A 26,210-nucleotide genomic window follows, 5' to 3' on the forward strand; every position below is an offset into this window, starting at 1 on the left:
CTCACTCTCCCCGGGAGCGCACGATCAAGTCGGCGAGCAGCGCCACCGACCCGATGAGCAGGCCGGACAGGAAGATCATGACGGTGTTGGCCGGGAAGTAGAACGGGTGCTGCACCATGTCCCACACGCCCTTGACGAGCCCGATGCCCACCAGCCACAGCGCCGGCGGCATGAGCACCTTGAGCGGGTTGAAATACATGATCATCCGTAGCACCTGCAGGATGTAGCGGTACGCGTCGGACACGAAGCTGAACTTCGACTTGCCCGCCCGCTTGGCGTACTCGATCGGCAGGTAGTGGATGTCGTGCTGGTTCGACAGGAACGACAGCGTGATGGTGGTGACGCACGAGAACCCGGGCGGCAGCAGCCGCAGGTAGGGCTTGGCCACCGACTTGCGGAACGCGCGCAGCCCCGAGTTCAGGTCGGGGATCTTCTGCCCGGCCAGCATCTCGGCCACCTTGCGGATGACCCACTTGGCCGGCACGCGCAGCAGCTTGTGCGAGCCCTCCTCGCTGGTGCGCGCGCCCACGACCTGGTCGACCGTCTGGTCCTTCTCCAGGATCTGCACCAGCTCGGGGATGCGCTCGTTCGGGTACGTCATGTCGGCGTCGGTCCACACGACGATCTCGCCCCTGGCCTCCTGCGTGCCGATGCGCCGCACGGTGCCGGAGCCGCCGTTGCGGTGGAAGGCCCGCACCCGCAGGTGGGGGAAGCGCGGAGCGGCGTCCATCAGCCTGGCCAGGGTGCCGTCGGTGGAGCAGTCGTCGATGGCGACCAGCTCGTAGGTGTAGCCGCTGGAGTCCATCGCCCTGGTGATGCGCTCGACCTCGTGGATGACGTGGTTCTGCTCGTTGTAGCAGGGCAGGACGATCGTGACGTACGGCGCTTCTTCCACGGCGGGTCCACTCTGGGAGGTCTCTAGCGTGCTCACGTGGGTCGAGGGTACTCTGCCCCGCTGTACGCCGGATCCACATCGCTCAGCGAGCGACGGCCATCCAGACGTCCACGCGGAGCGACCAGGTGCCGTCCGGGGGCTTCACCAGCGACCGCTCGTCCTGGCGGGTCGAGAGCGCCATCACCTGCGCGGGCTCGCCGTACGGGCGCACCTGGCCGGCGGTCGCGGCCAGCACCACGGGCACCCGCCCCGCGGCGCGCACCCGCGCGGCCAGCCTGCGCACCTCGTCCTCCGGAGCCGTGTCGCCGTGTGGCCTGCGCACCTGCGCCGTGGGGAGCCCGCAGGTGCCGCGCACCACCTGGGTGAACCTGTCGGCCGTGACCCGTTCGGCGATCAGCACGGACGCGTCGCGCGGCAGCCGCGCGCACAGCGCCGACACCGCCGCCGCCTCGCCCCGCTCGACCGGCGTGAACGCGGTGCCGATCGACGTCACCACCGGGGGCGCCAGGACGAGCAGCACGCCCAGCGGCGCGCCCCAGCGGGCGACGCCCGGCCGGGTCTGGAGCAGCCAGGCCAGCCCGCGCACCGCCAGCAGGATCAGCCCGGGGATCACGATGGGCACCAGGCGGCGCGCCGCCCACGGGTGGTCGGGGGTGATCTCGGGCCGCAGCAGCGTGGTGACCGTCGTCCACCCGACGACGGCCAGCGGCAGCAGCCAGGGGAAGGGCTCGCCGTCGCGCAGCAGCCTGCGGACGAGCACGGCGGCGCCGACCGTGGCCAGCACCACCACGGGCAGCCCGACGTACCAGGCCACCCAGTGCAGGGAGTCCTCGAAGTAGAGCCGGGTGCCGTCGACCGGCAGGCGGTTGATGCGCTGCGCGTTCGCGATGAACCCGGCCGTCATCACGTCCTCCGGACGCTGGGGGTCCCGCCTGACCGTCTGGAACCACGGGCGCGCGTACAGGGCGGCCATGACGAGGACGACCAGCCAGGCGCCCGCGGCGGGCGCCCACCTGGGCGGCCTGAGGCGGGCCAGCAGCGGCGCCGCCGCCGTGCCCACGGCGGTCAGCGCGAGGACGGCGCCGCAGATGAGCAGCAGCGGGTCGAGCGAGCCCGACAGGTACTTCAGGTAGGGCCTGGCCAGCACGTACGCCGCGAGCAGCCCGGCCCCGGCACCGGCGGCCAGCCCCAGCAGCAGGCCCGGCCCCGCCGCGCCCTCGGGCCGTCCGGACCTGCGCATCGCCACCAGCAGCCCGGCGAACGCCAGCACCGGTAGCACGTCGCGCAGGCCGTCGACCCGCACCAGGACGGCCAGCCCCAGCACCAGCCCCGCCAGCAGCCCGCCGCGCCACGTCGGACGGGCCGGGCCGGTCAGCGCGTCGTGCGCGAGCGACAGGCCGCCGAACAGCAGGATCATGGACGGGATCTCGCTGAACGTGGTGCGCGACGTGTAGAGCACGGGCAGGCTCACCGCGAACGCGAACGCCGCCGTCACCATCCACCGCCCGCCGGCCAGCCGGCCCACCAGGCCCGCCAGCGTCAGCACGGCCAGCGCCCCGAGCACGGCGGGCAGCACGAACGGCGCGCCCAGCCAGTGGCCGATCGCGAACAGCAGCGGCGCGCCCGGCATGAACTGCGGCACGACCTGGCCGTCGGCGGGGTAGAAGCCCATGCTGTCGAAGGCCAGCGACGGGTCGGGGCCGCCGAACGCCTCCGCCTGCGACGTGATCGGCAGTGAGCCGTGCCTGGCGATCCAGACGGCGTACTGCGCGTACGTGGCCGGGTCGCGCCTGACGATGACCTGCTCGCCGTGCATCACGGCGTTGAACACGCCCGAGAAGACGGCCACGGCGGCCACCCCGGCCGCCCTCCACCGGCCCGCCGGCGTGATCGCGGGGACCCTGCGGGTGCCCGCCCAGCACAGCAGCGCCGCGACCGGCACGCCGAGCAGCGTGGCCGGCAGCGGCTGGAACCGTCCGAGCAGCAGCAGCGGCAGGCCCGCGAGCAACCAGCCCGCGACGGCGAGCGCGGGCAGCACGGAGAGCGCGGCGAGCCCGCGGCCGGTGCGGTCGTGTTCCATCGGACAGTGAGCGTATCCAACGCGGCGTGCGCGGGCCGCACGGAAACGCGCGGTAGCGTACGCGACGTGCCGCAAGAGACGTGCCGCAAGAGCGGGAGGACGCACGGGTGACGCCGGAGCCCCACCCGGACCAGCAGGACACGCCCACCGCACCGCCGGCCGCACCGGGCCCGCGCGAGGAGGACGGCCCGCCACGGGCCGCACCGGGCCCGCGCGAGGAGGGCGGCCCGCCGCGGGAAGCGCCGGGCGCCCGCGGGAGCGCCGCCGCGGCTGGCCTCCGGCGCGAGACGCTCGCCGCCGCCTGGCGGCGGGCGCGAGGGCAGGAGCGGCTCGCCGGGCTGTGGGGGCGGGTACCCGGGCACGGGTGGCTCGCCGGGCTGTGGCGGCGGCGGGTGCGGGGGCACGGGTGGTTCGCGGGCGTGCTGGCCGCCGGGGTGGCGTTGCGGGTGGCCGCCATGCTGGGCTACCGCCCCGCCCTGTGGTTCCCCGACACCTACACCTACGTCGTCACGGTGTTCAGGCCGCGCCCCGACCTGGTCAGGCCCGCCGGCTACTCCATGTTCCTCAAGCTGTTCGAACCGCTGCACTCCTTCGCCGTGGTGACGGCCGCGCAGCACCTGCTGGGCCTCGCCACGGGCGTCCTGGTGTACGTCGTGGCCGTGCGGAGGGCGCCCAGGTGGGCGGCCACGCTGGCGGCCGTGCCCGTGCTGCTCGACGCGTACCAGGTCGAGCTGGAGCACCTGCTGGTGTCGGACACGCTCTTCATGTTCCTGGTGATGGCGGCCGTGGCCCTGGCCCTGCGCGGCCGGCCGCCGGTGGTGGCGATCGGGCTGCTGCTGGCCGCCGCGACGCTGACCCGTACGGTCGGCCAGCCGTTCGTGGTGCTGGCGGTGGCGTGGGTCGCGCTGCGCGGGCGGCTGCGCCCGGCCGTGACGCTGCTCGCGGTCGCCCTGGTGCCGATCCTGGCGTACGGGGCGTGGTTCTACGCGGCGCACCAGCGGGTGGGGCTGGTGGGCGCTAACGGCGTCTTCCTGTACGCCCGCACGATGTCGTTCGCCGACTGCGCCGAGATGAACCCGCCGCCGGACCTGCGCACCCTGTGCGACCCGCGCCCGCCGTCGCGGCGCCCGCCGTCGCAGGAGTACATCTGGTCGAAGGACTCCCCGCTGGTGGCCAGGCCCGGCATCACGTTCACCGAGGAGACCGACGCCCTCGCGGGCCGGTTCGCCAGGCTCGCGATCACCAGCCAGCCGCTCGACTACGCCGCCTCGGTGCTGTCGGAGCTGGGCCGCACGTTCACCTGGGACCGCCCGGTCTACCCCGATCCGGAGATCTACGGCTACTACCAGTTCCCCCGGACCCCGCCGGGGCCGCCGGGCCGCTACCCGGCGCGGGTGGGCGCGCAGTTCGCCGAGCGCTACGAGCAGGGCCCGATCGGCACGCGGATCGTGGAGCCGTTCGCGGGGTGGCTGCGCGGCTACCAGGCGGTGGCGCGGGTGCCGGGGTCGCTGCTGCTGGTGGCGCTGCTGACGCCCCCGGCGGCGGCCCTGTGGCGGCGGCGCTCGGCGAACCGCGGGCCGCGCGGGGGCGCGTGGCGGCGGGTGCCTGACCGGCTGCTGCCGTGGTCGGCGGGCCGCGGGCCGCGCGTCGGCGCGTGGCGGCGGGTCCCTGACTGGCTGGTGCCGTGGTCGGCGGCGGTGGTGCTGCTCGTGGTGCCGGCGGCGGTCGCCGAGTTCGACTACCGGTACGTGCTGCCCGCCGCGCCCCTCGCGTTCCTGGCCGCCGCGCTGGGCCTGAGGGGGCGAAGCGAGGAAGGCAAAGGATTTGTCAAGGACATTCCACGAAATGTCCGGGCCTGAGTATGCTGTGCCGCGACATCACGCCGGGGTCACGGCCGATCCCGGCGCTCACGGCACGGGCAGGCCGTACGTGACCTGGTCTCGCGGGTCTCGCGGCTCTGGTGGGTGCCTTGGGCGCCGTGGGTCTCGTGGCGCGGAGCGACCGGGCCGGGTCCGCCGGCGAGCGGAGTCAGGCTGAGTCAGGCTGGGGGGCGTATGAGTGACGACTGGAGCGCGTCCGGGCAGGACCCCAGGGTCGCGAACACCCCGCCGGGCGGCCCGCCCGGCGCCCAGCCGGGCAGCCGCATGGCCCGCAGGGCCGCCGCCGCCGCGCGCCCGCCCGCTCCCCCGCCCAGGCGTGCCAGGGGCGGCGACGGCGGCCGGAGGAAGATGCGGGTGCTGGCCTGGATCAGCATCGCGACGACGTCCGTGATGGTCGCGGGGACCTTCACCGCCTACGCGATGGTCCGCGGCTTCGTCGGCGACATCAGGCAGAAGGGATTCAACCCGCTCATCATGAACCCGCGCCCGCCGGACACGGGCGCCCTGAACGTCCTGCTCGTCGGCTCCGACACGCGCGCGGGCAAGGGCAACGCCAGGTACGGCCAGAAGCTCGCCCGCGAGGCCGACGCCGGCGGCAAGCGCACCGACACGATCGTGCTCATGCACATCTCCCCCGACCGGGACCAGGCGCGGCTCATCAGCTTCCCGCGCGACTCGATGGTGCAGATCCCGAGGTGCAGGAACGAGACGACCAAGCAGGAGATGCCGCCGCGCCGCGACATGATCAACTCGGCGTACAACTCGGGCGGCATCGCCTGCACGATCTCCACGCTGGAGACCCTCACCGGCATCAGGATCAACCACTTCGTCGAGGTCGACTTCAGCGGCTTCAAGAACATCGTCGACGCCCTCGGCGGCATCGAGATCTGCCTGAAGTCGGGAGTCAACGACAAGGCGTCCAAGCTGGTGCTGCCCGCCGGCAAGAGCCTGCTGAACGGCGAGAAGGCGCTCGGTTACGTGCGCCTGCGCCACTACGGCGACGGCAGCGACATCCAGCGCATCAAGCGGCAGCAGATCTTCCTCAGCAAGGTCGTCCAGAAGGCCACGAGCAGCGAGCTGCTGACCGACGTGGGCAAGCTGCGCGCCTTCGTGTCCGCCGCCGTGGGCTCCGTCACCATGGACCCCGAGCTGGCCAACGACACCGAGGAGCTCATCCGCATCGCCACGAGCGCCAAGGAGATGACGGCGGGCGGCGTGAAGTTCATCACCATCCCGTGGACCCCCGACCCGCAGGACGAGAACCGGGTGGTGTGGAAGCAGCCCGACGCGGGCGAGCTGTTCCAGGCGATCAAGAGCGACACCGAGATCGCGCTCCCGTCGGCGGGCCCGAGCGCGAGCGCGCCGCCGAAGGCCACGATCAAGCCTGAACAGGTGAAGGTGCAGGTGCTCAACGGCACCACCACGGCGGGCAAGGCCCGCGAGGTCGCCGACCTGCTGAGCAAGGAGGGCTTCGACGTCGTCGGCGTCGGCGACTACCAGACCCCCGGCGGCTCCAGCCAGCCGGCCACCCAGATCCGCTACGCGAAGACGGCCGCGACCGGCGCCGACCACGCCGCCGCCCTCGCCGGGTCGGTGCTGCCCAAGCCCGCGCCCACCTCGGGCCGGGTCAGGGCGGGGAACCTGCAGCGGTACGTCCCGTCGGCCGCGACCGGGCCCGCCGGCGGGGCCGGCACGGCGGCCTCGAAGGGCTCCCCGATCATCCAGCTCGTGGTGGGCTCCGACTTCAGGTCGGTGAAGGTGACCAAGCTTCCTGACAGCGTGAACAACAGCACGATCACCGCCTCCGAGCAGAGGAACGTGTGCACCTGACGCTCCAAGTTCCCTGTGTAACCGGGCTTTCTGTCTCCGCCCGAGAGACAGGAGCGCCGCGAGAGGGCTAATCTGTTCCGGGTCGGCGACGCAGCGCGCACGGCGTCGTGAAGGCGTCAGTCAAGCCCGTTGCCGTCGCGATCCCCGGCCCCGAGATGAGCGAACTCCCCCGTGTCTGACACCAAGTACTCCCCACCGGTCACGGCCCCGAGTGCGCCCGACGGCGCCGGCGAGCCCGGCGGTCCGGCCCACACCGGGTCCCGCTGGCCGATGCCGCAGGGCGCCGTCTGGGGCGACCGCACCGATCCCGAGGGCCTGCGGCCCGGGCTGCTGCGGGAACAGGTGGAGCAGGGTGAGCCAGGCGCGTCCGCGCAGGGTCCGCAGGCCGGCGAGGCCGCCGAGGCCGAGGAGCCCAAGCCGAAGCGCAAGCGCGACCCGTATCTCGACAACGTCAAGTTCGTCCTGATCGCGCTGGTCGTGCTCGGCCACTCGCTGGTGCCCACGCTCGACGCCGACTCGTCCAGGGCCGCCTACATCTTCATCTACATGTTCCACATGCCGCTGTTCGTGATGATCAGTGGTTACCTGTCCAGAAACTTCTGGAACTCCAACGCGAAGACGAACAAGCTGGTCGACACGTTCGTCGTGCCGTACGTGATCGTCGAGGTCGGCTACGCGGCGCTCCGCTTCTCGCTGGGCCAGAAGTGGAGCCTCACGATCATCGACCCGGCGTGGCTCAACTGGTACCTGCTGGCGCTGCTCTTCTGGCGGCTGTCCACACCGGTGTGGAAGCGGATGAAGCACCCAGTGCCGGTGTCCATCGCGATCTACGTGTTCGCCGGCTACTCCCAGATCGCCGGCGACTTCAGCATGGACCGCTTCTTCGGCCTCATGCCGTTCTTCGTGCTCGGCCTGGTCATGCAGCCCGAGCACTTCGAGATGCTCAACCGTCGCTGGGTGAAGATCGTCTCGGCCGTCACGCTGCTGTGCGCCGCCGCCGTCGCCATCTACATCGCGCCCAAGGCGCCGCTCGACCCGTTCTACTTCAAGCACAGCTACCAGGACATGGACCTGTCGTGGTGGATGGGCCCGCTCGTCCGCATCGGGCTGCTGGTGTGCTCGCTGGCCATGTGCTTCTCCGTGCTGTCGCTGGTGCCCAGGGGCGAGACCTGGTACTCCGACCTCGGCACGCGCACGCTCTACGCCTACCTGCTGCACGGCGTGCCCGTCCTCATCGCCAAGGACCAGGGCTGGCTCGACCTGCCGTGGCTGCACGGGCCGCTCGGCGTGCTGGCGATCGCCTCCAGCACGTTCGCGCTGGCGATCATCCTGTGCCTGCCGGAGACCCGCACCGTCTTCAAGTGGCTGCTCGAACCGCGCCTCACCTGGCTCTATCGCCGCCCCTCACGAAGTTAAGCAGTAGTTTCACCCGCATTAACGCCTTTGACCTGGTTGGCGCGGAGCATCGACACATGCGCGCATGTGTCGCCACGACCGTCCATCATCCCGAGGACGCCCGGATCATGCACAGGCAGATCCGGGCGCTGCTCGACGCGGGCCACGAGGTGACCTACCTCGCGCCGTTCACGTACTTCAACGTGACCCCCGCCATGGGGATCACCGCCGTGGACGTGGCGCACCAGGCGGGCCTCGGCCGCGCGCGGGCCGCCCTGAGACGCGCGGCCAAGGACGCCGACCTCCTGCTGGTGCACGACCACCGCCTGCTGCGCGCCCTGCCCTACCGCCGCCCTCCCGTCGTCTGGGACGTACGCGAGCGGGTCTCGCCCCGGCTCCTCGCCCGCGCCACCAGGCGGCACCACGTGATCACGGCGGCGGACGTTCCCGAAGCCACCCTGGTGGCGCCCGGCCCGCCCCTCCCCGGCGACACCAGGGTGGTCCACATCGGCCGGCTGTCGACCGAGCGCGGCGTGAACGAGCTCATCGGCGTGGCCGAGCGCCTGGTGCCCCACGGCGTCAGGATGGACCTCATCGGCGCGGCGGCGCCCGACGTGCGGCCGCTGCTGCGCGACGCCCAGCGGGTGGGACTGCTCGACTGGTTCGGCTACGTGCCCAGCAGGCACGCGCTGCGCATGACCGAGGGCGCGCTGGCGGGCCTCGCGCTGGCCGGCCCGTCCGTGCCCGGCGTGCCCACGAAGGTGCTCGACTACATGGGACGCGGCGTGCCCGTCGTCTCCACGCCGCAGTGCGCGGCGCTGGTCGAGGGCGCCCGCTGCGGCATGGTCGTGCCGCTGGACGTCGACGCGGTGGTGAACGCCGTCCTCGACCTCAAGGAGGACCCGCGGCTGCGGGCCGACATGGGGGCACGCGGGCACGCCGAGGCCAGGTTGCGCCACCACTGGCCCGACCACGCGGCGGCGTTCGTGGCCCGCGCCGAAGCCTGGGCAGGCGCCTCTCGCCACGCACTGGCCGTCTGAACTCGCAGCCATCACTCGCAGCCATCAAGGGACGGACCGGCGACGGCGCCCACGATGTCCCTCCGGCTGCGGGCCCCTCGCCAGGCCTCTCGCGCGGCCTCACCCCTCCGGCCGGGGCCCGCGAGGCCCTCGGGCGACATCTCTCCCTCTGGCAGGCCCCTCGGGCGGCCTCTCCCCCTTCTGACCTTCCCTCCTCCGGGTCCGGGGGCGGGAAGGAATGGCGGGCTCGCGCCCGGGTTGATGTACTGGAGCCATGGCATCGCATCTGATCCAGGGCCGCGCGGTCGGCACGCCGGTGCGGGTGCGTGACGCGACGGTCTGCAGCGCGTTCTACCCGGTGCGCGCCGACGCCGCGCGCGCCGTCATCGCCTACTCCGGGCTCGACGTGGCCGAGATCGTGCCCGGCAAGGCCGTGTGCGTGCTGCTGTTCGCCGACTACCGCGACGGCGACCTCGACGCCTACCACGAGGTCGGCGTGGCGTTCCTCGTGCGCCCGCCCGGCGGGCGGGGCGCCACGGGGCTCGCCGACCTGCGGAACGCCGGGGTGTTCGTGCACTGGCTGCCGGTGGACCAGTCGTTCACGCTGGAGGCGGGACGCACGCTGTGGGGGTTCCCGAAGGAGCTGGCCGACATCGAGCTGCGGCTCACCTCGCCGTACAAGCGGTGCATCCTGCGCAAGGACGACAGAGTGGTCCTCGACCTGCTCATCAAGCCGGGCGTGCCCGTGCCCGGCACGGGGCCGACGATCCCCATGGACGCGTACACGCATAGGGACGGCGTGACCCGCCGCGTGCCGTGGAAGGTGCGCGCGAGCGGGACCCGGGTGCGGCTGGGCGGGGCGCTGGTGCGGCTGGGCAACCACCCGGTCGCCAAGGAGCTGAGCGAGCTGGGGCTGCCCAGGCGGGCCCTGTTCAGCTCGACCGTGGCGCACGCCGAGCTGATGTTCGACGCGGCGCGCCCGATCTGAGCACCGGCCGGGGCACCCTGCTCGGCAGCGTGGCCGGCACCGTGCTCAGCAGCGCGCCGAGCACGGTCAGACGATCGGCGGGCGCCCCAGCTTGACCATGCGCCAGGCGGTGCGCCACGCCATGGGGCGGCGCTCGCCCGCCGGGGTGCGCAGGCCCTCGAAGAAGCCCGCGAACCACGCCTTGATCGACTCGGCCGAGCCGCGCTCCCTGATCAGCGTGAGCACGATCCAGTTCATCAGGTACAGCACCGCGAGCGGCCACGGCAGGTTGCGCCGCGCCAGCCACACCCGGTTGCGGGCGTTGAGCCGGAAGAAGTTGGCGTGCCGGGTCGGGGGCACCTGCGGGTGGTACATCACCGTCTCGGCGTCGTACTCGATGCGGTAGCCCTCGCCGAGCAGCCGCCAGGCGAGGTCGGTCTCCTCGTGCGCGTAGAAGAACTTCTCGGGCAGGCCGCCCACCTGGAGGAACGCCGACCGGCGGATGGCGGAGGCGCCGCCCAGGAACGTCGTGACGGGCGAGGAGCGCTGCGGGTCGCCCGCGCGCAGGCGCGGGACGTGGCGGCGCTGCCCCGCGCCGCCTTCGGGGTCCATGACCCTGAAGGAGATCACCGCGAGGTCGGGCTCGGTGGCGAAGCGGTCGCGGACGTGCGAGACCACCTTCTGGTTGGCGTACCAGCCGTCGTCGTCGAGGAAGAGCACGACGTCACCCGAGCACTCCTCGACGCCGCGGTTGCGGCCGGCGGGGATGCCGGTGTTCTGTTCGAGGCGGATCGACTTCACGACCGCGGCCGAGCCCTCGGGTGGCGTCGCCGACACCTCGGGCACGTCGGCCCCGTTGCCCACGATCACCACCTCGACGTCGCCGTCGATCTGGTTGAGCGCGGACTCGACCGCCCGGTTCAGCTCCGCGACCCGGTTGCCCATGGTGAGGATGACGCACGAGATCTTCAACGGGTCATCGTCCTGACGCGTTGAGAGCACGAGCGGAGCATTCTTTCATGATCACCGAGTCTGCTGGTCTGCATATTTCCTGATATTGGTGGAGCTAAGCGTATCGGAACCGATGGTGAACCCCCGCCGAACGGCGAACGTCCGATCAATGAGACGGACGGGAAGCTCGCCCGGTTCCGACATGAGATCACGCCAGCCGCCTCGACGCGAGGATGCTGACAAGATGCAGGACGGTCTGCAGCCCGGCGGCGACCACGCAGGCCACGACCAGCACCCGCGAGGCCGTCAGGTCGCCCGTGACGGCGTCGATCACCGCCGCCGCCAGCGCCAGCAGCGACAGCTCGATCGGCTGCACGATGCGGTGGAACTTCGTCGCCGCCAGGACCCGCCTGCCCAGCCCCAGCAGCCCCGACCGGAACTGCACCGCCGACGCCTCACCCGCGGACGACAGGCCGCCCTTGGCCCGCGCGACGTCCACGAGGTCCGTCTCGGCCTTGATGAGGATCGCGCCCAGCGCCGCCGCGAAGCCCAGCACCGTGTACCAGTCGGGCAGGACCGCCGACGCCCGCCAGCCCAGCCCCGCCAACACCGCCGCCTCCGTGAAGTAGGCGCCCACCCGGTCGAGGTAGACGCCGACCAGCGACGTCTTGCCCGTCCAGCGGGCCAGCTCGCCGTCGGAGCAGTCGAGCAGCAGGTAGACCTGCACGAGCAGGGCGGCGGCCAGCGCCGCCCACAGCCCGGGCAGCGCCAGCACCACGCCTGCCGCCACGCCGGCCAGCGTCATCACCCAGGTGAGCTGGTTCGGCGTGACCCTGGTCCTGCTCAGCATCCAGGTGACGTAGAGCGACAACCTGCGCATGTAGAGCACGCCCGCCCAGTGCTCGCCGTTCCTGCGCTCCAGGTGGCCCTCGGGCTGGGCCACCCGCCGGAACTCAGCGACCGAAGGCCCGGACATAGTCCTCAACCCGATCGCGGATCTCGGATTCCTGCATGCGCAGGTGCTCCAGGATGGTGTAGCGGCCGGGACGCGTGGCCGGGGCCAGCGCGATGGCCTCGGCGAACTGCTCGGTGCTCAGTCCGATGTCGGACGGCACCACGGGCAGCTCGTGCCTGCGCAGGCAGTCGGTCACCTGCCTGACCCGCGCGGTGTCGTCGCGCAGGAAGAAACAGAAGGCGGCGCCGATGCCGGCGAGCTCGCCATGGTTGGACGTGCCGGGGAAGAGCTGATCCACGGCATGAAGGATCTCATGATCTCCACCGCTCGCGGGCCGCGACGACCCCGCGATCACCATCGACATGCCCGACAGGATCAGCGACTCGGCCAGCACCGTCAGGAACGCGTCGGAGTCGATGGAGTCGGAGCGGCCGATCAGCGCCTCGGCGGCCGTACGGGCCATCGAGCAGGCCAGGCCGTCGATCGGCTCGCCCCGCTCGACGTTGCTGAGCTGCCAGTCGTCGATGGCCGACAGGTTGCTCACCACGTCGCCCACGCCCGCCCGCACCAGCGAGCGGGGCGCGCTGTGGACGAAGTCGAGGTCGACGAGGATGGCCAGCGGCATCGGCACGCCGAAGGTGCCCTTGCCGCCCTCGTACACGAGGGAGGCGGTGGGCGAGCAGATGCCGTCGTGCGAGAGGTTCGTGGCGACGGCGACCATGGGGATGCCGGCCAGCGAGGCGGCGTACTTGGTCGCGTCGATCGTCTTGCCTCCGCCGACCCCGACGACCACCTCGTAGGCGCCCTTGCGCAGGTCGGCGCCGAGCGAGACGGCCGCGTCGACCGTGCCGTCGGCCACCCTGAACACCTCGGCCTCGTCGAGCGTCGGCGCGATCAGGCCCTCGATGTGGTCGCCCTGGCCGGGGCCCACGGCCACGGCGACCCTGCCCGACGTGGCCACCCTGCTGTCGGCCAGCACCGCGCCGAGCTGGGCCACGGCGCCCCGCCTGACCGCCATGGTCAGCGGGGCGGGAAGCATCCTCGCGAGAAGCGGCATGCCCGCCTCCTCAGTAGCGAACGGCTATGGTGCGAGCCTTCGCCAGGTCGTCGTGGTTGTCCACCTCGACCCAGTCGACCTCGCCGATCGGCGCGACGTGGATGTGCTCGCCGCGCTCGACCATCTCCTGGTATCCGTCCTCGTAGTAGAGCTGCGGGTCGCGCTCGAAGGTGGCCCGCAGCGCGTCGGCCAGCCGGTCGGCCGCGCCCGGCCTGATCAGGGTGGCGCCGATGTACTCGCCGTACGCCTCGGCCGGGTCCATGAGCTTCGTGATGCGGCGCAGCGCGCCCTCGGGCGACAGGGTGACCTTCATCTCCTCGTCGGCCAGCTTCTTCACGTCGTCGACGGCGAGCAGCACGTCACTCGTCTCGGGAGCGGCCAGCAGCGTCTTCTCGACGGAGACCGGGTGGACGGTGTCGCCGTTGACCAGCAGCACGCCCTCGGAGAAGTACTCGCGGGCGCACCACAGCGAGTAGGCGTTGTTCCACTCCTCGGCCTTGTCGTTGTGGACGAGGGTGAGCTTCACGCCGTGGCGCCGTTCGAGCTCCTCCTTGCGCTCGTGCACGGCCTGGGCGGCGTAGCCGACCACGACGACGACGTCCCGCAGGTCGACCGCGGCGAGGTTCCGCAGCGAGATGTCCATGATCGTGGTCTCGCCGTCGACCGGCACGAGCGCCTTGGGCAGCGTGTCGGTGTACGGCCTCAGGCGTCGTCCGGCTCCAGCGGCCAGAACCATTCCCAGCAACGTGCACTCCTCGATCGAGCAAATCCGTGCGGCGGGGCGCTGGGCGCGTCCCACACTAGGCCCAAAGGGTAGTTCCCTTTCGCCCCTCCGCGGGTAATCCGCCGTTAGTCTTGCGTTCCCGCCTCGGCCGTCTCCACCCCTGGCCGGGGCGCGGCCAGCCAGCACGTCAGGCTCTCCCACGCGAACAGCGCCCACAGGTACAGCGCGAGCAGCACGAACGCCGCCGTCATCCATCCGGCGAGCGCGGCGAGCGCCAGCGCCATCGTCCTGCCGTCCCAGCCGAGGCCGGCGGCCGACAGCCACGGCGGCGGGTAGACGTGCTGGCGCAGCCGGTAGACGAGGTCGTAGTGGTGGAAGGCCATCGCGCCGAGCAGCAGGACGATCAGCACGGGCGGCACCTCGTGGCTGAAGCCGCACTCGGCCACGAAGGCGTACTCGACGGCCCGCAGGATCGGCGGCACCGTCCAGTCGAGCCTGCCGTCGTGCGGGTGCGTGCTGCCCGGTCCGGCCAGGAGCAGCATGACGGCGGGCGCGAACACGGCCAGCCCGTCGCTGCCCGCCACGCCGATGAGCAGCAGCACGCCGGTGACGAACGTCCCGGCGAGCACCGGCGGCAGCGGCGGGAGCTGCCCCGCCACGAGCAGGCCCATCGCGCGGGAGAGCGGCCCGTCGTCACGGTAGGTGACGACCCTGCTGGCGGGGACGGGCGTCATGTGGACCGAATTCACCGTGCCGACCTCGCGATCCGTCCGCCGAGCTGGTAGAGGGCCGCCGCGCCGCCCCAGGTGAGGAGCGCCAGGAAGGTGACCTTGGCGTCCCACACGGCGGCGGTGACGGCGATGAGCGCCGTGCGCTCGCCGATGGGCAGCACGATCATCTTCTTGATCCAGCGGCTGATCGTGCTGGCGTCGAGGCGTTCGGCGACGCCCAGCACGCCCGCCGCCGCGTGCGGCGCGTCGCCCGGTTCGAGCAGCGAGCGGGCGGGCCTGCCCCGCGGTGAGCCGGCCTGCGCCGCGTCGGCGGCCCACCCGGCGTACGAGCTCTCGATCGCGTGCCTGACCACCTGCAGGATCATGGCGGCGACGGCGAGCCGCCAGATCAGCGGGCCCCCCGGGTAGCCGAAGGCCAGCCCCACGTAGACGACGTACTCCTTGAGCCGGTCGGACATGCCGTCGGCCCAGGCGCCGAGCGCCGTGAACGAGCGGGTGTAGCGGGCGAGCTGGCCGTCGAGGCAGTCGAGCGCGAACGACAGGTAGAGCAGCGCCGCCCCGAGCAGGCGCCCCGCCTGGTCGCCCGCCGAGAACCACACGGCGGACAGCACGGCCAGGCCGATCGAGACGCCCGTGACGGTGTTGGGCGTGAGCTTGAGCCGGACGGCCGGGCGGATGAGGTGGCGCGTCCACGGCGAGACGAGGAAGGTGGCGAAGAAGCCGTCGTCCTGCTTGACCGAGGTGTCGAGCCTGACCCTGGCCTCGTCCACCTCGGCGAGCCTGCCGACGGCGGCCTCGGCGGCCGCCTGCCCGGTCACGCGGTCGGCGTGCAGCGGGCCGAGCGCTGCCGCGCGCACGGTCGCCCCCCAGCGCACCAGGCCCACCAGCAGCAGGTCCACCGCCTCGACGGGCGTGACGGGGCCTAGCCTGCCGGTCTCGGCCAGCTCGGCGAGCTCCTCCGCGACGGCGGCGAGCACGGTCAGGTCGGACTCGCCGACCTGGAGCACGCCCCTGAACGTCGCGTTCGAGCCGGGCACGGTGTGGAAGGAGCTGCCCGCGGCGGCCACCCTGGCGCCGTCGACGCGCACGGGCGGCCGCATGGGGGCGGGGGCGGCGTCGTACGAGACGAGGGCGGCGGTGCCGCGGGCGGGGTGTTCGAGGAGCAGCGCGAGCGCCTCGGTGTGGGCGACGAGGTCGGCGGGCAGCACGAGCACGGCTCCCGGCGAGATGCGGGCGATCTTGGCCACGCCGCGCAGGTCGGCGCCGAGGCCGCCTCCGGGCGTGAGCACCTGCACCTCGCGGACGGGGAGCGTGGCGAGCTGGTCGTGCAGTCGGTCGAGCAGCGTGCCGTCGGAGCAGGAGAGCCGGCAGGCGGGTGTCGTGGCGAGGAGCACGACCGAGGTGGTCGTGGTCTCGCGGGTCTGGGCGTCGGGCAAGGCGCGGGTCTCCTCCCGGCTGCGAGGGAGCGCGTGGACACGAGGGAGCGCGTGAACACAGCGTAGCGACAGGACAACGCGATATCACGGAACAGGACCGTTACGCTCGCGGTATGGATTCACGGCTGCGGTCGGTCGGCGTGCTCCTCGCGGGTGGCGTGGGGCAGCGTGTCGGGCGCGACACCCCCAAACAGCTCATCGAGGTCGCGGGCAGGACGATACTCGAGCACTCGCTCGCGGTGTTCGACGCCGCGCCGGAGATCGACGAGATCGTGGTGCTGATGACGCCGGGATACGGCGACCGGGTCCGCGAGATCGTCGAGCGCGGCGGCTACCGGAAGGTGACGGCGATCGTCGACGGCGGCGCGAGCCGCACGGAGAGCACCTGGCGGGCGCTCCAGGCGTTGGGGGACGAGGAGTGCAACGTGCTCCTGCACGACGCCGTACGGCCCCTCCTGGAGCCCAGGATCATCACCGAGTGCGTCAAGGCCCTGGAGACGAGCCGGGCCGTGGACGTGGCGATCCCGAGCTCCGACACGGTCCTGGTGGCCGTGCCGGGCCCCGGCGGCGAGGTGATCGGCGACGTGCTCGACCGCGCGTGGCTGCGGCGCAGCCAGACGCCCCAGTGCTTCAGGCTGTCGGTGATCCGGGAGGCGTACGAGCGGGCGCTCGCCGACCCCGGCTTCGCCGGCCGGCCCGCCACCGACGACTGCGGGGTGGTCCTGCGCTACCTGCCGGACGTGCCGATCCGGCTGGTGGAGGGCAGCGAGCGCAACATCAAGGTCACCCACCCGGACGACCTGCGCGTGGCCGAGCTCCTGTTGCGACTGTCGGCGGAGGGCCCCGGCGCGGGAGGCTGAGCCGGAGCCCGGAGCGCGGGAGCCCGGAGCGCGGGAGGCAGAGCCGGGCGCGGCGCGGGAGGCCGAGCCGGGTGCGGCGCGGGAGGCCGAGCCGGGTGCGGCGCGGGAGGCCGAGCCGGGTGCGGCGCGGGAGGCCGAGCCCGGCCGCGTCTCGATCGCGCCAAAGCCGCCCATACGCCGCCTTCCCTGCGCACGATCCCGCAGATCTCGCTGGACGTCCTCATCTCGGGCCTTTCCGGGCGGCCCGTAGACGCGGACGTTGACGCCGCTTGACCTGATCCTTGTTACGGTGCCGTCACATGAGGAAACTCAGCGTGATCGCGGCCCTCGTCCTCTGCTACCCCGCGCTGCTCCTGTCGGCGCTCTGGCCGGCGCCCGTCCTGTTCGGGCTGATCGCGACGGCCTCGTACGCCGCCGAGTACGCGCTGCCCCGCTTCGCCAGAGGCTTCGCCGACATGCTGGGCAAGGTGCACGTCGGGCTCACGCTGCGGTTCGCGGTCCGGGAGACGGCCGCGCTGCTGCTGGTGGCGCGCACCGCCGGCCCCGACTCCGCGTGGTTCGTGGCGCTGGCCGTCGGCGTGTTCGGCGTGCACGCGGTGCGGGCCGTGCAGGCGGGGCTGGCCGGGCGGCTCAGGTCGACGCTCAGCCGCATGCCGGTGACCACGCGCAACCTCGACGTGTCCGCGCTGCGCATCCCCAAGATGCCGCCGAGGTTCCTCGGCAACGCGGGCGGCACGCGCTTCCTCTACCTCGACGCGCTGCCGGTGCTGGGAGCGGCCTTCGGCGCGGCGACGGCGGCCCTGGGGGCGGGCCTCGCGCTCGTCCTGGGGGTCGCGGGCGCGGTGGCGCTCGTCCCGTACGTGCGCAGGGCCAGGCCGCTCACCGACAAGGCCAGGGTCATGGAGGTCGTGGGCGCCCAGGTCAAGGCGTACGAGCCGGAGGTCATCCTGTACTTCTCCGGCGCGACGGCAGCCGCGTACCAGGCCAGGATGTGGCTGCCGGTGCTGGAACGCATCGACAGGCGCGCCGTCGTGGTGCTGCGCGAGCGCGGCATGGCCCGGCACCTGGAGCCGACGAGCCTGCCGATGCTGTGCATCCCGTCGGCCGCCGACCTGATGAGCTTCCACGAGCTGTACAGCGCCAAGCTCTGCCTGTACGTGTCCAACGTCGGCAGGAACGTCCACATGCTGCGCATCCCCACGCTGCGCAGCGCGTTCCTCAACCACGGCGACAGCGACAAGGAGGCGTCGTTCAACCCGTTCTCCCGGGTGTACGACGAGGTGTGGGTGGCCGGGCCGGCCGGCCGCGACCGCTACCGCAAGGCCAGGGTGGGCGTCAGGGACGAGTGCATCCACGAGGTCGGCCGCCCCCAGCTTGAGGGCATCTCGACGCGGGGGCCCGGCCTGCCGTACCGGACCGTCCTGTACGCCCCGACCTGGGAGGGCTGGAACGACGACCTGATGCACTCGTCGCTCATCACGATGGGCCCGCGCATCGTGCGGGCGCTGCTCGACCACGAGCCGCCGCTGCGGATCATCTACAAGCCGCACCCGCTGACCGGGCACCGCGACAAGAGCGCCACCCGCGCCCACAGGAGGATCGTCGCCATGATCGAGGCGGCCGAGCTGGCCACGTCCAAGGCCAGGCACCCGTCGAGCCGGTCGGGCGGCACGCGCGTCAGGCACCTGGTCGTCACCGGCCGCGAGCCGCACCTGTACGACTGCTTCAACCAGTGCGACCTGATGATCACCGACATCTCCAGCGTGGTCGCCGACTTCCTGGCCAGCGAGAAGCCGTACGCGGTGACGAACGTCGCCGGGATGCCCGAGGCGGCCTTCCACGAGCGCTACCCCAGCACGGAGGCCGGCGTGCTGCTCGATGCCGACCTGGCCGGGCTGGGCGCCTTCCTCGACGGGGAGGACACCCTGGCCCGGGCCAGGGTCAAACTACGGGCCTACCTGCTGGGGCCGGACTATCCCGACCCCCTGACCAGGTTCAACGCTGCGGTTGAGCGAGCTTTCTCGGACTCGTGAGGAAGCCCCAGCCCCAGGACAGGTGCATGGCGGCGTACACGACGGGGAGCCTGAGCTTGGCGGCGGCGGGCAGGCCGCTGCCGGTGACGGCCGAGCCGGCGACGATGGCGAGCACGTAGCCGCCGGGGATCACCAGGCCGAGCGGGAAGAACGGCGAGACGACCAGCCCGAGCGCCATGGCCACCACCGCGGCGGGCGGCGCCAGGTAGCGCAGGTTGATCGTGCCCTCGTGGGTGCGCGCGACCACGCGCCTCCAGCGGCCGTAGTGGAAGTACTGCTTGGCGAGTGCCTTCACGTTGGGCCGCGGCCGGTACGACACCCGCATCCTGGGCTGGAACCACACCAGGCCGCCGGTCTGGCGGATGCGGTGGTTCATCTCCCAGTCCTGGGCCCGCTGGAAGTGCTCGTCGTAGCCGCCCACCCTGTCGAGGGCGGAGCGGCGGAAGACGCCCAGGTAGACGGTGTCGGCGGGGCCCGCGGTGCCGCCCACGTGGAAGGCCGCGGCGCCCACCCCGATCTTGGACGTCATGGCGCGGGCGACGGCCTGCTCGAACGGCGTGACGCCCTCGGCGGCCATGATGCCGCCGACGTTGTCGGCGCCGGTCTCCTCCAGCGTCTCGACGGCGACGCGCAGGTAGTCGGAGGGCAGCATGGCGTGCCCGTCGACCCGGGCGACGATGGCGCTGCGCGAGGCCTTGATGGCCGCGTTGAGCGCGTTGGGGGTGCGGCCTGTGGGGTTGGGGACGACCGTGACCCGGCGGTCGGCCGCCGCGATGGCGTCGGCGACCTCCTGGGTGCGGTCCTGCGAGGGCCCGACGGCGAGGACCACCTCGATCGGGCCTGGATAGTTCTGGGCGAGGACCTGGTCGACGGCCTCGCGGAGGTGCCGCTCCTCGTTGAGGACCGGCATGACGACGGAGATGGGGGGCCAGCCGCGCGTCTCCGCGGGCGCGTGCGGCGAGTCGGGGAACTGCTTCATGGCGGGGCTCACGCTACTGTACGAGCAGGGGAGGAGGGCAATCGAAGGCCCGATCCTCAGGCGGGACACGAGGGAGAAGGCATGCGCGACCCGGGCGAGGAGGACGCTGGTGTGCACGTGGGCGGCGACGCCTACGGCGGCGTCAGGCTCGCCGGCACCCGTCCGCGCCGGCCGGTGCGCAGCGCGCGGGCGCGCCGCAGGAACCTGATCCTGTCCGGGCTGCTGTCCACGGGGGTGCTGATCGGCACCGGTGTGGTGTGGGCGACGCCACGCTCGATCGGCTCGGTCGACGCGGGCGTGACCAAGGCCGAGCGGGGCGCCGAGAACATCCTGCTCGTCGGCGTCGACAAGCGCGACAACCTGACCAGGAAGCAGCAGAACCAGCTCAAGCTGGGCCGCGAGTCCGGCCAGCGCACCGACACGATCATGGTCATCCACCTGTCCGAGGACCACAAGAAGATCACCGTCGTGAGCCTGCCCCGCGACACCTGGACCACGATCCCCGGCAAGGGCGAGCACAAGATCAACGCGGCGTACCAGTTCGGCGGGCCGAAGCTCACCAAGCAGGCCGTCGAGGCGGCCACCGGGCTGAGGATCAACCGCTACATCGAGGTGAACGTCCTCGGCTTCATCGACGTCGTCAACTCGCTGGGCGGCGTCACCGTCTGCACCCCCGTGCCGATCGACGACCCGAAGGCCGGGCTCACGCTCGCCGCCGGCACCCACCAGCTCCAGGGCGTCCAGGCGCTCGGCTACGCCCGCACCCGCGCCACCGCCCGCTCCGACCTCGACCGCATCGACCGCCAGCAGCAGGTCATCTCCGCCCTGCTCAACCGGGCGCTGAGCGCCGACACGCTGGCCAACCCGGCCAAGCTGGCGTCGTTCGTCAACTCCACGCTGAGCACCGTCAAGGTCGATCCCGACGACGGCCTCATCGGGCTGGCCGGCCAGCTCAGGGACGTCTCGCTCGACGACGTCGAGTTCGCGAGCGTGCCGCTGTCCAACGTCGACTTCAAGGCGCCCACCGGCGAGTCGGCCGTGCTGTGGGACAAGCAGGCGGCCCGCGAGATGTTCCGCCGCATCGACGCCGACCAGGACCTCGCCAAGCCCAGCCCGACGCCCACCCCCTCGAAGAAGCCGACGCCGCAGGCGGTGCGGCCCGAGAGCGTCACCGTGAAGGTGATGAACGGCACGCTCGTCACCGGGCTGGGCGCGCGGACGAAGGCAGGGCTGGTCGAGCACGGCTTCAAGGCGCCGGACGAGCCCGGCAACACCGACAAGAAGGACTACAAGACGACGCTGGTCAGGTACCCGGCCGGTCAGGAGGCCGCCGCCCGCGCCGTGGCCGCCGTGATCCCCGGGGCCGAGCTGCGGGAGGCCGACGTCAAGGGCGTCCAGGTCATCGTCGGCGCCGACCAGCCGAAGATCCAGAAGGCGAGGCCCACGGCGCCGGCCACCGCCAAGCCCGGCGTCACCCCCACCACCAGGACCGCCAAGCAGAACATCTGCCAGAGCCAGGGATAACCGGCCGCCCAGCGGGCAGGACTTCGAAATGGTGGTCAGAACGTGGCGGGAGGATCCCTGCATCGTGCTGCGCGCCGTCGGCGACCTCGACGTCTCGGGCGCACCCAGGTTACGCGCGGAGATCGACCAGGCGCTCGCGCCGGCCTCCGCCCCTCCCCTGCTCGTGCTCGACCTGACCGAGGTCCCCTTCTGCGACTCCGTCGGGCTCGGCCTGCTCGTCGCCACACTCAACCGGGTGCGGCAGGTACGCGGCCGGATGGTGCTCGTCCTGGCCGACGGCATGATCAGGCACCTGCTCACCATCACCAACCTCGACCGGCACTTCACCACCCGCGGCTCCCTCGACGAAGCCCGCGAAACCCTGGAAGCCGCCTGACCCCACCCCGCCCCTCCCCCTCTCGGACCCGCCCGGGTCCGGGCGGCGCGTCGTTTCGGCGGGCCCTTCCTGCGACCTGAACCAGACGCTCTCTCCGGTTCGCCCTCTCCCCCCTCACCGTCCGGGCGCCTGGTGCTGGATACTCGGAGCCGGCCGACGCGCCGCGGACTACTGGAGGGTTTCGTGAGACTGGGCGTGATGTTCGACAGGGACCTGCCGCCCGAGCAGCTGATCCCGTTCGCCCGGGCGCTCGACGCGACGAGCGTCGACGACCTGTGGGTGGTGGAGGACCTGGGCTGGACCGGCGCCATCTCCTCCGCCGCGACGGCGCTCGCGGTGACGTCCAGGCTGCGGGTCGGCATCGGCATCACCCCGGCGCCGCTGCGCAACCCGATGCTGCTCGCCATGGAGCTGGCCAACCTGGCCCGCGTCCACCCCGGCCGCCTGGCCGCCGGCATCGGCCACGGCGTGCGCGACTGGATGCGCCAGGTCGGCGCCGCCCCGTCGTCGCCGCTGGCGCTGCTGGAGGAGACCGTCACGGCCGTGCGGGCGCTGCTGCGCGGCGAGACCGTCACCCTGCACGGCAAGGCCGTCCACCTGGACGGCGTCCGCCTGGTGCATCCGCCCGCCGAGCCCCCGACCGTGCTGACGGGCGTGGTGGGGCCGCGCTCGCTCGCGCTGTCGGGGCGGGTGGCGCAGGGCACGATCGTCCCCGAGGGCTACGGACCGCCGCAGCTTCCCGCCGTGATCGAGCAGATCGGCGCGACCGGCGACCACGAGGTGACCGTCTTCACATACCTGTACGTGGGGGCCGACGCCGCTGAGGCGACCCGCGAGGCGGCGGAGGAGCAGGCGCGCTTCCTGGGCGTGCCGCCCGAGGAGGTCACGATGGCGTCGGGCACGGCCGAGGAGGCCGCGGCACGGGTGAAGGGGCTGTGGGCCGCGGGCGCTCACACGGTCGCGGTGCGCCCGCTGGGCCCCGACCCGCTCTCCCACGTCACCGCCCTCCTGTCCGCCCTCTGACGCCCGTCTGAGGCCCGTACTCCCGGCATTCCGGGCGTCCCGTACGGTACGAAACACCGCGGACCGACCGAATGGCCGAGTACGCGTCGACCGGATGGCCGATGGCCGCGCGGCCGCCCCCAGCCACGATCGTTTCCATGAGGCGAATCGTGGCAGGAGCGGCCTTGGCCGGCGCGGCGGTGCTGACGACCGGCGGGTGCGGCACGACGTTCGAAGCCGAAGAGGTGCACGCGGCGCGGTCCTTCCCGTTCACCGGGGCCGAACTGAGGATCAGCACGTCGCTGGGCGGGCTGCGGGTCCTCCCCGGCACGTCCGGGAAGGTCGAGGTCGAGCGGTGGGTGCGCGGCAAGGCCGCCGAGGACGGCGAGGCCACCTGGTCGCTGCGCGACGGCACCCTGCGGCTGAGCGCCCACTGCACCCTCGTGTTCGGCGACTGCGGCGCCCGCTACCACGTCAGGGTGCCCCCGTCTGCTCGGCTGTCGATCGACGCACAGGACGGCGTGATACTGAACGACCTCACCCAGGACGCCGACGTCTCGACGCACGGCAGGATCCAGGTCTCCGGCAGCTCGGGCGCGCTGCGCCTGAAGGCCGACGACCAGTCCATCAACGGCAGCGGGCTGAAGTCGGCGGACGTCGTCGCCCGCACCAGGACGGGCATGATCACCCTGACGTTCACCGCGCCGCCGCAGAAGGTGGACCTGCGTTCCCGCCACGGCCGGGTCACCACCACGCTCCCCCGCGACGACTACAAGGTCACGGCGAAGAGCGTCTACGGCAGCGAGCACTCCGACCTGACCAGCACGGACAGCCCGCGCGACGTCGTCGCCCGCAGCGAGTCGGGCGACGTCCGCGTCCTCGCCCGCTAGGCGGACGACCTAGCAGGTCATTTCACCCAGATGGCGGCGTACACGCCGTTCTCCGCGTTCACCTGCACGGGGTAGAGGCCCTTCGCGTTGAGCGCGTCGAACCGCCGCTGGTAGCCCGAGCTCGACATGCCGACGTAGTGGGCCCAGGACTTCAGCCCGTCCTTGCGCCAGACCGCGGTGTACGTCCCGTCGGGGCCCACCGCGATCCGCACGGGCCGGTAGCCGGCCTTGACCCTCGACTGGAACTCGGCCTGGTGCTGCGCGGCGGTCTTCCCGTAGGTGTAGTACCAGGTCCCGCCCGGGTTCGCCGCCCAGACGGCGGCGTAACGGAGGTCTCCGGCGGCGCCGTACACGTCGACCGAGGTGAGCGCGAGGCCGCGGCCGGCGGCGTCGCGGTTGGCGGCGGCGAACTGCGCGGGCGTGAGCCCCGACCTGGCGAGGAACGCCCCGCCCTTCTTCTCGAAGACCGCCGCGAACACCGCCGAGCCGCCCGCACCGGTCGCGGACACCGACACCGGCTGGAAGCCGTCCCTCACCGCCGCGTCGAACCGCTTCTGGTAGCCGCTCGCCGACATGCCCTGGTACATGAGCCAGGCCGAGGACGAGCCGCCCTTGACCCAGACGGCGGCGTACCGCTCGCCGTCGGAGACGTTGACCGTGATCGGCCGGTACCCCTGGGCGCGCAACTGCTCGAACTTCGCCGTCTGCTGGGCCCCCGTGACCCCGTGGTAGGCGACGAACGCGCCCACCCGGGCGTCGGCCACCGCGCTCACCTGGACGTCGGCCACCGCGCTCACCTGGGCGTCGGCCACCGGAGCGAGCACGGGGACGACGGCCCCCGCCAGCACAGCGACGACGGCCCCTGCCTTCTTCGTGGCCCGCATGATCCTCCCCTGATCGCCTTCCAGAACGAGGAAAGACCCTAACAGCCGACCCTGAAAGCCACCTCCGAGTCGGGTCAGGACGGTATGGCGGCAGAGGCGTTGCGGGATCTCAACCTGGGTCCGCTACCGTCGTCCCCCGTTGATCGCCACGAGGCCGGGACCGAGGTGACCGGCGCGCGAGGCAGGACCCGAGTCGTCTTCGCGCGAGGCCGGGAACGGAGGGCCGATGGTGTGGGCACCGCAGGGGGCGACCCGCCTCCCCGGCGGCGCGCTGCGCGTGGGGGCGGTGCTGGCGGCGTCCGGGCCGGTCCTGCTGAAGACCTCCGGGATCACTCTGGCGGAGCTGACCGTCGGGGTGTGCCACGGGGTCACCGGGTCGGGCCCCGTCCTCGCGACCGTCACCCCGTGGGGGCGGCTGCTGTCGTGGGCCGAACTCCTGCTGCCCGTGTTCCTGTCCGTCCTCCTGCTGACGACGCCCCGCCGCACCACGCCCTCTCGCACGCCGCCCGGCACGACGCCGTGCACGTCGCCCGACACGACGGCCGACACCAGGGCCGACACCAGGGCCGACGCGAGGCCGCACACGTCGCCTGGCATGCCACGGGGCCTGCCATCGGGCACAGCTTCCCGCACCGTGCTCGGTGTGGCGGCGGTTTCCGTGGTGCTCGTGCTCAGGCTGCTCTCGGTCGCCCTCCCGCCCGTCACCCGCAGCCCGGTGACCGGCCGGTTCCTGCCCGTCTCCGAGCCCTGGCCGGCGGTGGCGTGCTACGCCGTGGCCGTCGTCGCGCTGCTCCTGGCCGCGCGCTCGCCTGTGGCGGGGTCACGTCCGGGAACCGCCGTCCTCTGGGCGGCGGCCATGGCGGCGTGCGCGTGGACGCCCGCCCGGCTCTCGCTCCAGGACGCCACCGCCTTCGGCTGGGTCGCCTCCACCACGCCCACCGAGGTGCTGTGGCGGGAGCCCTGGGGGTGGTCGTGCAAGGCCGAGGTGGACGGCGTGCTGGTCGTGCTCGTCGCCCTGGCCGCGGTGGCGGGCGCGGCCCTGACGGATCGGGCCCGGCTCGGCCTGGCGCTGGCCACCGGCGCGCTCCTCGTCCTCGCCGCCGTGGTGACGGTCGCCCTGATGCTCGTCCACGGCAGCGGCGACCTGCTCGCGATGGCGATGCCGTACGTCCAGTGGCACCTGATCGCGGCGGCCGCGCTCGTCGCCGCGGCCGCCACGGCCGCGAGGACGCGGCCGCCCGCGTGATGATCCTGGTGGTCGCCTACTTGAGGAGCTGTCTGGCCATCACCATGCGCTGGATCTGGTTGGTGCCCTCGTAGATCTGGGTGATCTTGGCGTCGCGCATCATGCGCTCCACCGGGAAGTCCTGGGTGTAGCCGTAGCCGCCGAGGAGCTGCACCGCGTCGGTGGTGATCTCCATGGCCGCGTCGGACGCGGCGCACTTGGCCGCGCTCGACAGGAAGGTCAGGTCCTTCTGCGGCTGACCGTTCATCGCGAGCTCCGACTTGGCCGCCGCGTGGTAGGTCAGCTGGCGGGCCGCCTCCAGCTTCATCGCCATGTCAGCGATCATGAACTGGACGCCCTGGAAGTCGGCCACCGGCTTGCCGAACTGCCTGCGCTCCTTCACATACCCCACCGCGTAGTCGAGCGCGCCCTGCGCGATGCCCAGCGCCTGCGCCGCGATCGTGATCCGCGTGTGGTCCAGCGTGGCCAGCGCCGTCCTGAAACCCGTACCCGGCTC

23 protein-coding genes are annotated in these 26,210 nt (G+C 72.5%); 12 read left to right on the forward strand and 11 right to left on the reverse strand.

Features of this window, described 5'->3' with window-relative positions; all coding sequences use genetic code 11:
* Position 1 precedes the first annotated feature (1 nt).
* Positions 2-931, reverse strand: coding sequence for a glycosyltransferase family 2 protein (locus BMX74_RS30400; RefSeq protein WP_091104071.1), 930 nt, complete (start codon positions 929-931; stop codon positions 2-4).
* A gap of 46 nt (positions 932-977) precedes the next feature.
* A complete protein-coding gene (locus tag BMX74_RS30405) occupies positions 978-2,975 on the reverse strand; it encodes a hypothetical protein (protein ID WP_091104072.1) in 1,998 nt (665 codons plus the stop codon).
* Between the two features lie 107 nt (positions 2,976-3,082).
* Here BMX74_RS30405 and BMX74_RS30410 point away from each other — a divergent pair, with 107 nt between their 5' ends.
* The 5 genes from BMX74_RS30410 (at position 3,083) to BMX74_RS30430 (ending at position 10,087) form a co-directional block, all read left to right on the forward strand.
* A complete protein-coding gene (locus BMX74_RS30410; protein WP_256257348.1) occupies positions 3,083-4,834 on the forward strand; it encodes a hypothetical protein in 1,752 nt (583 codons plus the stop codon).
* A gap of 195 nt (positions 4,835-5,029) precedes the next feature.
* Positions 5,030-6,685 (forward strand): LCP family protein, encoded by a 1,656-nt coding sequence (locus BMX74_RS30415; RefSeq protein WP_091104074.1) that lies wholly within the window; start codon positions 5,030-5,032, stop codon positions 6,683-6,685.
* Between the two features lie 171 nt (positions 6,686-6,856).
* Positions 6,857-8,101, forward strand: coding sequence for an acyltransferase family protein (locus tag BMX74_RS30420; protein ID WP_055506632.1), 1,245 nt, complete (start codon positions 6,857-6,859; stop codon positions 8,099-8,101).
* 107 nt (positions 8,102-8,208) lie between these two features.
* The gene (locus BMX74_RS30425) at positions 8,209-9,120 is read left to right on the forward strand and encodes a glycosyltransferase (protein WP_256257349.1); all 912 of its coding nucleotides are present in this window, start codon (positions 8,209-8,211) and stop codon (positions 9,118-9,120) included.
* 253 nt (positions 9,121-9,373) lie between these two features.
* Positions 9,374-10,087, forward strand: a complete 714-nt coding sequence (locus tag BMX74_RS30430; RefSeq protein ID WP_091104077.1) for an acetoacetate decarboxylase family protein — start codon at positions 9,374-9,376, stop codon at positions 10,085-10,087.
* A 66-nt stretch (positions 10,088-10,153) separates the two neighbouring features.
* On the opposite strand, the gene BMX74_RS30435 is transcribed toward BMX74_RS30430, so the two are convergent.
* The 6 genes from BMX74_RS30435 to BMX74_RS30460 all read right to left on the reverse strand — a co-directional run bounded on the left by BMX74_RS30435 (position 10,154) and on the right by BMX74_RS30460 (position 15,920).
* Positions 10,154-11,038 carry a glycosyltransferase family 2 protein gene (locus tag BMX74_RS30435; protein WP_055506629.1) on the reverse strand — a complete coding sequence of 295 codons (885 nt, stop codon included), beginning with the start codon at positions 11,036-11,038 and terminating at the stop codon, positions 10,154-10,156.
* A 187-nt stretch (positions 11,039-11,225) separates the two neighbouring features.
* The gene (locus tag BMX74_RS30440) at positions 11,226-11,993 is read right to left on the reverse strand and encodes a CDP-alcohol phosphatidyltransferase family protein (protein WP_091104079.1); all 768 of its coding nucleotides are present in this window, start codon (positions 11,991-11,993) and stop codon (positions 11,226-11,228) included.
* Positions 11,971-13,011 carry an iron-containing alcohol dehydrogenase family protein gene (locus BMX74_RS30445; protein ID WP_055507434.1) on the reverse strand — a complete coding sequence of 347 codons (1,041 nt, stop codon included), beginning with the start codon at positions 13,009-13,011 and terminating at the stop codon, positions 11,971-11,973. The genes BMX74_RS30440 and BMX74_RS30445 overlap by 23 nt, the downstream gene beginning before the upstream one ends.
* A gap of 28 nt (positions 13,012-13,039) precedes the next feature.
* A complete protein-coding gene (locus BMX74_RS30450) occupies positions 13,040-13,774 on the reverse strand; it encodes a phosphocholine cytidylyltransferase family protein (protein WP_091104081.1) in 735 nt (244 codons plus the stop codon).
* A 104-nt stretch (positions 13,775-13,878) separates the two neighbouring features.
* Positions 13,879-14,502, reverse strand: coding sequence for a DUF5941 domain-containing protein (locus tag BMX74_RS30455; RefSeq protein ID WP_055506626.1), 624 nt, complete (start codon positions 14,500-14,502; stop codon positions 13,879-13,881).
* Entirely contained in the window at positions 14,499-15,920 is a 1,422-nt protein-coding gene (locus BMX74_RS30460) for a CDP-alcohol phosphatidyltransferase family protein (RefSeq protein WP_091104083.1), read from the reverse strand. The genes BMX74_RS30455 and BMX74_RS30460 overlap by 4 nt, the downstream gene beginning before the upstream one ends.
* 113 nt (positions 15,921-16,033) lie before the next feature.
* On the opposite strand from BMX74_RS30460, the gene BMX74_RS30465 reads away from it, so the two are divergent.
* Both BMX74_RS30465 and BMX74_RS30470 read left to right on the forward strand, forming a co-directional pair.
* Positions 16,034-16,780 (forward strand): IspD/TarI family cytidylyltransferase, encoded by a 747-nt coding sequence (locus BMX74_RS30465; RefSeq protein WP_055506624.1) that lies wholly within the window; start codon positions 16,034-16,036, stop codon positions 16,778-16,780.
* A 299-nt stretch (positions 16,781-17,079) separates the two neighbouring features.
* Positions 17,080-18,813, forward strand: coding sequence for a CDP-glycerol glycerophosphotransferase family protein (locus tag BMX74_RS30470; RefSeq protein ID WP_236715007.1), 1,734 nt, complete (start codon positions 17,080-17,082; stop codon positions 18,811-18,813).
* Here BMX74_RS30470 and BMX74_RS30475 read toward each other — a convergent pair.
* Positions 18,776-19,792 carry a glycosyltransferase family 2 protein gene (locus BMX74_RS30475; RefSeq protein WP_055506622.1) on the reverse strand — a complete coding sequence of 339 codons (1,017 nt, stop codon included), beginning with the start codon at positions 19,790-19,792 and terminating at the stop codon, positions 18,776-18,778. The two genes, BMX74_RS30470 and BMX74_RS30475, sit on opposite strands and share 38 nt — an antisense overlap.
* An 81-nt stretch (positions 19,793-19,873) precedes the next feature.
* On the opposite strand from BMX74_RS30475, the gene BMX74_RS30480 reads away from it, so the two are divergent.
* From BMX74_RS30480 to BMX74_RS30495, 4 genes are all read left to right on the forward strand, one after another.
* Positions 19,874-21,316 carry an LCP family protein gene (locus BMX74_RS30480; RefSeq protein ID WP_091104085.1) on the forward strand — a complete coding sequence of 481 codons (1,443 nt, stop codon included), beginning with the start codon at positions 19,874-19,876 and terminating at the stop codon, positions 21,314-21,316.
* A gap of 28 nt (positions 21,317-21,344) precedes the next feature.
* The gene (locus tag BMX74_RS30485; protein ID WP_091104086.1) at positions 21,345-21,692 is read left to right on the forward strand and encodes an STAS domain-containing protein; all 348 of its coding nucleotides are present in this window, start codon (positions 21,345-21,347) and stop codon (positions 21,690-21,692) included.
* Positions 21,693-21,875: 183 nt separating this feature from the next.
* Positions 21,876-22,715, forward strand: coding sequence for an LLM class flavin-dependent oxidoreductase (locus BMX74_RS30490; RefSeq protein WP_236715006.1), 840 nt, complete (start codon positions 21,876-21,878; stop codon positions 22,713-22,715).
* A 137-nt stretch (positions 22,716-22,852) separates the two neighbouring features.
* On the forward strand, positions 22,853-23,584 hold the full coding sequence (locus tag BMX74_RS30495; RefSeq protein WP_143078812.1) for a DUF4097 family beta strand repeat-containing protein: 732 nt from the start codon (positions 22,853-22,855) through the stop codon (positions 23,582-23,584).
* Positions 23,585-23,601: 17 nt separating this feature from the next.
* Here BMX74_RS30495 and BMX74_RS30500 read toward each other — a convergent pair whose 3' ends face one another.
* The gene (locus tag BMX74_RS30500; protein ID WP_091104089.1) at positions 23,602-24,468 is read right to left on the reverse strand and encodes a hypothetical protein; all 867 of its coding nucleotides are present in this window, start codon (positions 24,466-24,468) and stop codon (positions 23,602-23,604) included.
* A 226-nt stretch (positions 24,469-24,694) separates the two neighbouring features.
* Between BMX74_RS30500 and BMX74_RS30505 the strand changes: the two genes are divergently transcribed.
* The gene (locus tag BMX74_RS30505) at positions 24,695-25,714 is read left to right on the forward strand and encodes a hypothetical protein (RefSeq protein ID WP_091104091.1); all 1,020 of its coding nucleotides are present in this window, start codon (positions 24,695-24,697) and stop codon (positions 25,712-25,714) included.
* Positions 25,715-25,730: 16 nt separating this feature from the next.
* On the opposite strand, the gene BMX74_RS30510 is transcribed toward BMX74_RS30505, so the two are convergent.
* Positions 25,731-26,210, reverse strand: a 480-nt coding sequence (locus BMX74_RS30510) for an acyl-CoA dehydrogenase family protein (RefSeq protein ID WP_256257351.1), incomplete at its 5' end; no start/stop codon positions are given.

Source organism: Nonomuraea pusilla, from assembly GCF_900109355.1.
Lineage (GTDB): Bacteria > Actinomycetota > Actinomycetes > Streptosporangiales > Streptosporangiaceae > Nonomuraea > Nonomuraea pusilla.

What these genes read in the sequence shown, in the direction of transcription:
- BMX74_RS30405 (WP_091104072.1), bottom strand. Translation starts at nt 2,975, where the DNA reads ATGGAACACGACCGCACCGGCCGCGGGCTCGCCGCGCTCTCCGTGCTG.
- BMX74_RS30415 (WP_091104074.1), top strand. Translation starts at nt 5,030, where the DNA reads ATGAGTGACGACTGGAGCGCGTCCGGGCAGGACCCCAGGGTCGCGAAC.
- BMX74_RS30425 (WP_256257349.1), top strand. Translation starts at nt 8,209, where the DNA reads ATGCACAGGCAGATCCGGGCGCTGCTCGACGCGGGCCACGAGGTGACC.
- BMX74_RS30430 (WP_091104077.1), top strand. Translation starts at nt 9,374, where the DNA reads ATGGCATCGCATCTGATCCAGGGCCGCGCGGTCGGCACGCCGGTGCGG.
- BMX74_RS30440 (WP_091104079.1), bottom strand. Translation starts at nt 11,993, where the DNA reads ATGTCCGGGCCTTCGGTCGCTGAGTTCCGGCGGGTGGCCCAGCCCGAG.
- BMX74_RS30445 (WP_055507434.1), bottom strand. Translation starts at nt 13,011, where the DNA reads ATGCTTCCCGCCCCGCTGACCATGGCGGTCAGGCGGGGCGCCGTGGCC.
- BMX74_RS30465 (WP_055506624.1), top strand. Translation starts at nt 16,034, where the DNA reads ATGGATTCACGGCTGCGGTCGGTCGGCGTGCTCCTCGCGGGTGGCGTG.
- BMX74_RS30470 (WP_236715007.1), top strand. Translation starts at nt 17,080, where the DNA reads ATGAGGAAACTCAGCGTGATCGCGGCCCTCGTCCTCTGCTACCCCGCG.
- BMX74_RS30475 (WP_055506622.1), bottom strand. Translation starts at nt 19,792, where the DNA reads ATGAAGCAGTTCCCCGACTCGCCGCACGCGCCCGCGGAGACGCGCGGC.
- BMX74_RS30480 (WP_091104085.1), top strand. Translation starts at nt 19,874, where the DNA reads ATGCGCGACCCGGGCGAGGAGGACGCTGGTGTGCACGTGGGCGGCGAC.
- BMX74_RS30485 (WP_091104086.1), top strand. Translation starts at nt 21,345, where the DNA reads ATGGTGGTCAGAACGTGGCGGGAGGATCCCTGCATCGTGCTGCGCGCC.
- BMX74_RS30495 (WP_143078812.1), top strand. Translation starts at nt 22,853, where the DNA reads ATGAGGCGAATCGTGGCAGGAGCGGCCTTGGCCGGCGCGGCGGTGCTG.
- BMX74_RS30500 (WP_091104089.1), bottom strand. Translation starts at nt 24,468, where the DNA reads ATGCGGGCCACGAAGAAGGCAGGGGCCGTCGTCGCTGTGCTGGCGGGG.
- BMX74_RS30505 (WP_091104091.1), top strand. Translation starts at nt 24,695, where the DNA reads ATGGTGTGGGCACCGCAGGGGGCGACCCGCCTCCCCGGCGGCGCGCTG.